This is a genomic window from Microcystis sp. LEGE 00066 (genome assembly GCF_015207925.1).
GTDB classification, from domain to species: Bacteria; Cyanobacteriota; Cyanobacteriia; order Cyanobacteriales; family Microcystaceae; genus Microcystis; species Microcystis ichthyoblabe_A.
Genome location: NZ_JADEVX010000205.1, coordinates 1 through 6,843 on the forward strand (window position 1 = coordinate 1; position 6,843 = coordinate 6,843).

Below are 6,843 nucleotides of genomic sequence, written 5' to 3' on the forward strand. Positions count from 1 at the left end.
CTACTGTACTTTTAGCTTGGGCGGCAATTATATCTGAGGGGTGAAAATAGGGGGAATTCCAAAAGTCGTAGGTGGCACTCGCTGCGGCTAGATTTCCCGAAGCTTGTGGCACACTTGTACTAGGTTGGCTGGCCAAGTTTTCTACGATACTGATTAACCTTTTCTTTCTTCTGGTGTCCCCTAGGTCTGCATATTGTAATTCTTGGGCTGCCCATTTCTCCATTTTTTTGCTTACCTCCACCTTAATTCCTTCTTTCAAAACTATACCTATCAATCGTTTCCCCTTTTTTTAAGTTTCTTCTCTTTTTGTTAAGAAAGATCTGACTAATGGATAGCTTATTAAGGGGGGCATCTGATGATTTTTAACACCTACCTACTTATTATCTTTTTTAAATTAGCTTTGGTTATTTTTTGGCAATTTATACTAAGTCGGTTTTTAATAGTGCGATGAACTCCCAAGTTATGGATTGTTTCTCCCCGCTCTCCCATACCTTGTAAACAGGATTTAGTATAATACAGATTTAACTTAACAGACCAATGGGGATGAGGGACTTTTTTAGGGGTAATACACCGCAAAAACAGCCCCTAAAACTGATTATTGACCCGGACTTGGTGTTTCTATCGGGGACTCTGGGGAAAGGGGAGTCGATTCAACTATTGGCGGTGGGGCCGGAGGTTGGAGAATATTGCGCCAGCCTTGCATTTGGGAGCGAGCCGAACTGTAGGCGGTACTTTCCCGGGATACGGATTCAGCAAGGCGAATAGCTTCCAGATAACGGCCATTATTAGCTTGGGCCGTGGCTAAAGACAAAAGCTGATAACTCCAACGTTCCAGCAATTCAGTCCGTTGCACACCCGCGTCGGTTTTAGTGGAAATATTGGCAACTAAAGCAATCGCTCGGGTTAAACCGTCTGCGCTTCCCGTCGCCGCTAATTGATTAGCCTGTTGGAGATTTTGACGGGCCCGCAACTCTCGGCGCCAACGACGGATATTTTGGGACGCTTCCGAGGAAAGAGCGCGACCGGGGGGAATTTGATTGGCAGTTTCGATCGCTGTGCTATAGTCTTTGAGATTGGCCAAAGCTTGGGCCTGATCTAAAATGGGTTGATCCTCCATGCGTTCAATCCGCACTTGCCAGCCGCGAATTTCCCGTTGAGCATCTCGGTATAGGGCCCGATTTTTACCAATGGCCCGGGCCTGAATAATAGCACTACTGAGGGAATTAATATCGCCGGGGATAGCGATTTCCCGCGCCCGTTCTAAAATCGGCCGGTCTTCAATCACTTGTATTTGACGATTCCAAGAGCCAATTTCCTGCTGTGCTTGCGACCAGAGGGGATTATTACGGGGAACCTCTCCCGCTTTCGCGATAGCGGCGCTATACTGCTCGATTGTACCTGCTTGTGCTAAATCTCTAGCCTCGGACAGTATTTTTAGATCCTGTACCTGTAACTGCCAGCGCTCCTTCATAGCTAGGGCCGTTTGATGGAGGGGTCGAGAAGCGTCAATTTGTTCTAGTCCCAGTATGCCGGCTTCTAATCCGTCCACCGTGCCGGTTTCCGCATCTAAGGCCGCTTCCGACAAGAGAGACCAATCGGTGACATCTGCTTTAATTTTGAGGTCTTTGGGGGTTTGGTTAGCCAAATCCCGGAGAGCTTGCCATTGCTTCCGCTCAATTAATCTTTCGGCGTATTCTTTTAGCTTATCCTCGGTTTTCGCGATTAATTTTTGTGCCTCCTGATAGGCATAACTGCTGGCTGGAATTTTTCTAGCTTCTTCGATGACTTTGAACCAATTGTCGAGACCGCCCCGGGCAAAGAGATTAAAGGCATTATCTAATTTACTGCTATCTTCCCGGGCGACGGTAATTTTAGCGATCGCTTCATTATATTTAACCGTTGCCCAATATTCGTTATTTAAGTTCAATAAATCCACTGCTAGACGGAAAGATTGATTCCAGTTGGAAGCGCGGAGATTTTCCTCTAGTTTGCTTAATATCTCGTTGCCTTCCGTCCAAGTTTCTTGCCACTTAGCGATTCTTTCTTCAATAATTGCCGCTACTGCCATATTATTGGGGATTTGACGAGCTTTAGCGATTGCCTGCTTTAAATTTCCCGCTTGATAGTCTTTTTCGGCCAAATTCAGTATATCTCGCGCCCATTCTTCCACCTGTTGATTGACTTGCGATCGCAAGGGATGGTCTTCGGGTAAAGCTTCCACCAGGGCAATGGCTTCGAGTAAACCTGCCACGGTGCGACTATCGGCGGAAAGTTGAGCGCAGTAGAGACGTAGGGAGGCAGAAGCGATGGGCCAGAAGATTTTGGGGCAATTGGGCGACTTCTGCATATTTAATAACTGCCAAGTGGCGAGAAAGCCAACACCGCCAAAAACGACCACAAATAAAGCCGCCCAAACTTTCCAAGTGAAACGATGCTGGTATCGAGACCAAAAGAGAAAAAGAAAAGACTTAGTTTTCTCTGGCCAACGAGTCAGGGGGTCAATCGATTCTCGTTTGACTAGATTTTCGGTTAATTCTTTTCCTTTAGACATTCACAACTCCCCAGCAGATATTTTAGATAGATTTTACCCTAATGGCGCTCATTGCCCAACTTCTCAGCAAGATTCAGCCTGTAGAGACTCGACTAATTCGATTAATTGTCTCTCGTTGGCATTATACACTTCCCGACAAAACTCACAGACGGCTTCCGCTTGTTTATCTTTTTCGATGATGTCTTTTAATTCATCGACCCCGAGGAATTTTAAAGCTCCTAAGACCCGTTCAAAAGAGCAGCTACAATCAAAACGCAGCAGCTGCACAGCCGGAAAAATTTCTAGACCCATATCTCCCAGAAGTTCCTGAAAAATATCTTCTAGTCCTTTTCCTGCGCGTAAAAGGGGCGTAAATCCCGTTAATTTTCGCAATCTCGACTCTAAACGAGCCACCAAGACCTCATCCCGGGACGCTTCTTTAGAAAGAACTTGTAATAAAATTCCCCCGGCTGCCGTTACTCCTGTGGTTGTACCGACAAAAACCCCCACTTGCAAAGCGGAGGGAATTTGTTCCGATTGGTCTAGATAGTAGGCGATATCTTCCCCCACTTCCCCAGAAACTATCTCGACGATGCTTTCTTGAAGTTCATTTCTCCCCTCGCCTTTTTCTTCGCGTAAGACTCGCACATAACCCTTGTTACCCACCGCGCGACCCACATCTAATTTACCCTTAGCATTGGGGAGTAATTCCACTTGGGGATAGTCCACATAACCGCGCACCGTGCCATCGAGTCCGGCATCAACCAAAACACCGCCCAGAGGACCATCGCCTTTAATGCGAATATTGATCCTAGAACCGGGTTTTTTTAAACTGGAAGCCAAGAGTAAAGCCGATGCCATCGTGCGACCGAGAGCAGCGCTGGCTACGTTAGATAATTGATGTCTTTGGCGAGCTTCTTCGGTTAAACGGGTGGTAATCACTCCTACTACTCTAATTCCCCCATCGGCGGCCGTGGCGCGGATTAATTTATCTGCCATACTACTTACTGTTATCCTTGGAAAACGCTGTCCCGATTTTTAGTTATTCTTTAACTAACTTAACAAAAATTATCAGACAATCATATGTTCGGCAATTTTCAACAAAGTCAGCTGCGTATCGAAATCTCGGCCAGTGAACAGGCTATCGGGGATAGTTTGCTCAAAACTGCTCATCTCCGTCAATGGCTGTGGCCGCAAATGCTCTCACCCAATCTACCCGATAAATTAGAGGAAGGTTTGACTTTTACCTCTTGGTTAGGTTTAATCCCCGTACAACATCAGGTTTTATTGGCCAATGACCAGTGTTTACGCTTGCTTTTGAGTCAAGGTATCGATGGCTATCACGAATGGTATTGGGGCGATGGTTGGTTACAATCGCGGTTAGAAGGCATTTCTCTCCTTCCCCTCAATCTCGGTCAAACTCTCAGTTTATTGAAATTACGACTATTTTTGAGCAATCAAAAGTAATGAGTAATCAGTAAACAGTGAACAGTAATCAGTGAACAGTAATCAGTAAACAGTAATCAGTAAACTAAAAACTCACACCTGATAACTCACATTTGGTAACTGATAACTGATAACTCACACCTGATAACTGATAACTGATAACTGATTAGGGTTGAGTTCCATCGAGACGGATTTGACATTCACTGGCATCGAGTTTAGTGAGAGAATTTCCAGTATAAGTTCCTTGTTTAACTATTCCTAGCAGAGAAGCGATAACTATACATTTTCTTTTTTGGTTGGGATAGGGATCGGCGGTGGCATCGGCGGCGGGATATAATACGATTATCGCTTGATCTTCTGGCGGATCAAAGGTTAACCCCGGCACATGACCCCGAAAGGAAAACTGCACCCCCGGAGTGCCGCCCAGGGTGGGAAAATTATTCACCACCATAAATATTTCCTCTGGCAGACTTAGGGAACCCGCGTTAGTATTAGTCGCCACTAAACAACCTGGGTCAGGGTTGGAGTCCTCATCTAAAGCGGTTATTTGCGAGTAAACTGTGGGGCTAGTGCCAGTCGGGTTAGTAAAATTAATCGTGCAACTTCTCCCTCGACGGATAGCTTGTCTTTGGGCATCCTCTAGAGCTAATTGTATAGCATCGGTGGCTTGTTGGACTTCATTTCTATTCAACCAAGCTGATAAATTAGGTCCAGTTAAGGCGGCAAGAATTCCCGTAATTGCCAAAGCTACCAAAATTTCTAACAGGGTAAAACCCTGATTTTTATCGACATTTAAACGACGCATCGGGAATCACCTCGACAGAACTTTCAGCAATAACATCTTCTTGGTTGGGGTAATCTTTAGGAGTTTCATCTGTTGCTTCGACTCGATAATCAATACGGAGACGATGGGGATGATTCGCTTGGTTAGTAATATTAAAAGTTCGATAGAGAGAATAGTTTTTACCGACAAATTTTTTAAATTCGTCTGGTGTTTCTTGTCCAGGTATTTCTACTACTACTAATTGTTCTGTTGGGATTGTAATTTCACTCAAAGGTGTTTCTGTCAATTCCCTCCTCAAAGCTGTGGCATAACCATCAGTACATACATCTGAACTGACATAATCAGGACTGGAGCTAACATCTAAAGTCGAAGCTAAAGCTTTAACAGACTCGAAGTCTTCTTGAATCCAAAAGTTAGCTTGAGTTTGTCTTGTTGCCCGAACTTTATATAAGGCAGTGAATGCCATTAACTGTAAAGTTCCTGTTAAGAAAGCGGTAATAGTTAAAATGGCAACTATCACTTCTAACATCGAGAAACCTGACTCGGAGGACGGCAGTTTTAACGATATTCCCTTTCCTCTTGATTTCACTTTTCAAACCCCCGTTTTTCCTGAAAACTACTGGCTTTTTTATATCTCAACTACAGAGTACGCAAATGATCGGATATTTCTAACTTTAGTCAGGGAATTAATTCCCCGAAAACCCTATTTGTCAAGTGGGTCAGATTGTCTAAGTAGCTGGTTACAATTAAATTGAAGATAGATTCTGGGTTCGATCCCCCCTTAATCCCCCCTTGATAAGGGGGGTGCTGATCCCCCCTTAATCCCCCCTTGATAAGGGGGGTGCTGATCCCCCCTTAATCCCCCCTTGATAAGGGGGGTGCTGATCCCCCCTTAATCCCCCCTTGATAAGGGGGGCATCCGCAAGTTTTTAAGACCTACCTACTTAAACTCTCATGCAGTTAGCATTTTACACTAATCTAGTCTTTGTCTGTGATCACAATCGGCGATCGAGATCGCACTTAACCGGTAATTTAGATACACTAACAGCTTATCCGCCTAAAATAGCAATGCCTACGCCGATTAATAGAATTAATCCGCCATAAATGACTTCTTGGGGGGGGATTTCACCAAAAATGAACACTCCTAACAGACTAGCGGCGATTGGCTCTAATAAAATTACCATGGTTACTATTGTCGGCGCTACCCATCGCAAAGCCCAGTTAAAGCTAGTATGACCGATTAATTGCGGAAAAATCGCCATCATTAACACATAAACATACACGGATAAGGGATAGCTTTCGTAACCTTGACCGAATAAAAAAAGAAATGGTAATAAGGCTAATCCTGCGGTAGTGTAGGCTACAGTTATATAATTCTTAATATTTAAGCCCTTTCTTTGTGCTTCCCGTCCGAGGAGAATATAACCACTGACGAGAATTGCTCCAATTAAAGCCAAGCTATTGCCCAATAAAGGGTTAGGATAAGAACTACTGACATCTCGATCGGCTAAAACAATCAATAATCCCCCCGTTAAAGCCACAAAAATGCCGATAAAGGTTAATTTTGTCGGTTTTTCTCGAAACCACCACCAACCCAACAGGGAAACCCAGAGGGGGTTAGTGGTGACTAAAGTGGTGGAAGCGGCGATCGAGGTGTAGGATAGAGAAGTAATCCAAGTAGCAAAATGGAGAGCTAAACAAAATCCTGCCCCCACTGCGTAATAATAGGCTTGAATAGGAACTTTTTGGCGTGATAAGGTCAACCAGTTCGGAATTAGGACAACAGAAGCCAATATCAGACGAGAAGTCGCTAAAAATAAACTAAATGCGATCGTAGCATTACCTACCGCTTCGATCGCTAACCGGATAAAAATTGCCGATGCAGAAACCGACACCACACCGATAGTTAAGATAAAAATAATTTTGGCGTTAGAAGGAGGCAAAATAGGCTACGCTTACGCGATGATCAATGATGTTATTCACCAGTTATTTTAACCGTAGGCAGTAGCCAGTCGTCAGTAGCCGGTCGTCAGGAAATAGGAGATTATTTTATTTATTCTCCCCACACCCCACACCCCACACC

At 44.5% G+C, this 6,843-nt stretch carries 7 protein-coding genes; 1 reads left to right on the forward strand and 6 read right to left on the reverse strand.

Going from position 1 to position 6,843, the window contains the following annotated elements; translation table 11 throughout:
* From IQ224_RS20100 to hslO, 3 genes are all read right to left on the reverse strand, one after another.
* The coding region (locus IQ224_RS20100; protein ID WP_130757148.1) for a transposase at positions 1-223 on the reverse strand (223 nt) is incomplete at its 3' end.
* Between the two features lie 372 nt (positions 224-595).
* Positions 596-2,551, reverse strand: coding sequence for a hypothetical protein (locus tag IQ224_RS20105; RefSeq protein WP_002749616.1), 1,956 nt, complete (start codon positions 2,549-2,551; stop codon positions 596-598).
* Positions 2,552-2,614: 63 nt separating this feature from the next.
* Positions 2,615-3,529 carry an Hsp33 family molecular chaperone HslO gene (gene hslO, locus IQ224_RS20110; protein WP_002749615.1) on the reverse strand — a complete coding sequence of 305 codons (915 nt, stop codon included), beginning with the start codon at positions 3,527-3,529 and terminating at the stop codon, positions 2,615-2,617.
* Between the two features lie 84 nt (positions 3,530-3,613).
* On the opposite strand from hslO, the gene IQ224_RS20115 reads away from it, so the two are divergent.
* Complete coding sequence (locus IQ224_RS20115; protein WP_002737184.1) at positions 3,614-3,997, forward strand: hypothetical protein; 384 nt, start codon at positions 3,614-3,616, stop codon at positions 3,995-3,997.
* A gap of 145 nt (positions 3,998-4,142) precedes the next feature.
* Here IQ224_RS20115 and IQ224_RS20120 read toward each other — a convergent pair whose 3' ends face one another.
* The 3 genes from IQ224_RS20120 to IQ224_RS20130 all read right to left on the reverse strand — a co-directional run bounded on the left by IQ224_RS20120 (position 4,143) and on the right by IQ224_RS20130 (position 6,703).
* Positions 4,143-4,781 carry a Tfp pilus assembly protein FimT/FimU gene (locus IQ224_RS20120; protein ID WP_002749612.1) on the reverse strand — a complete coding sequence of 213 codons (639 nt, stop codon included), beginning with the start codon at positions 4,779-4,781 and terminating at the stop codon, positions 4,143-4,145.
* A complete protein-coding gene (locus IQ224_RS20125; protein WP_002749610.1) occupies positions 4,759-5,289 on the reverse strand; it encodes a hypothetical protein in 531 nt (176 codons plus the stop codon). Before IQ224_RS20125 ends, IQ224_RS20120 begins: the two co-directional genes overlap by 23 nt.
* A gap of 520 nt (positions 5,290-5,809) precedes the next feature.
* Positions 5,810-6,703, reverse strand: coding sequence for a DMT family transporter (locus IQ224_RS20130; protein WP_194033413.1), 894 nt, complete (start codon positions 6,701-6,703; stop codon positions 5,810-5,812).
* Positions 6,704-6,843 lie beyond the last annotated feature (140 nt).

Bases quoted from the DNA above. Each gene is read 5' to 3' on its own strand.
- IQ224_RS20115 (WP_002737184.1), top strand. From the start codon at position 3,614: ATGTTCGGCAATTTTCAACAAAGTCAGCTGCGTATCGAAATCTCGGCC.
- IQ224_RS20120 (WP_002749612.1), bottom strand. From the start codon at position 4,781: ATGCGTCGTTTAAATGTCGATAAAAATCAGGGTTTTACCCTGTTAGAA.
- hslO (WP_002749615.1), bottom strand. From the start codon at position 3,529: ATGGCAGATAAATTAATCCGCGCCACGGCCGCCGATGGGGGAATTAGA.
- IQ224_RS20105 (WP_002749616.1), bottom strand. From the start codon at position 2,551: ATGTCTAAAGGAAAAGAATTAACCGAAAATCTAGTCAAACGAGAATCG.
- IQ224_RS20125 (WP_002749610.1), bottom strand. From the start codon at position 5,289: ATGTTAGAAGTGATAGTTGCCATTTTAACTATTACCGCTTTCTTAACA.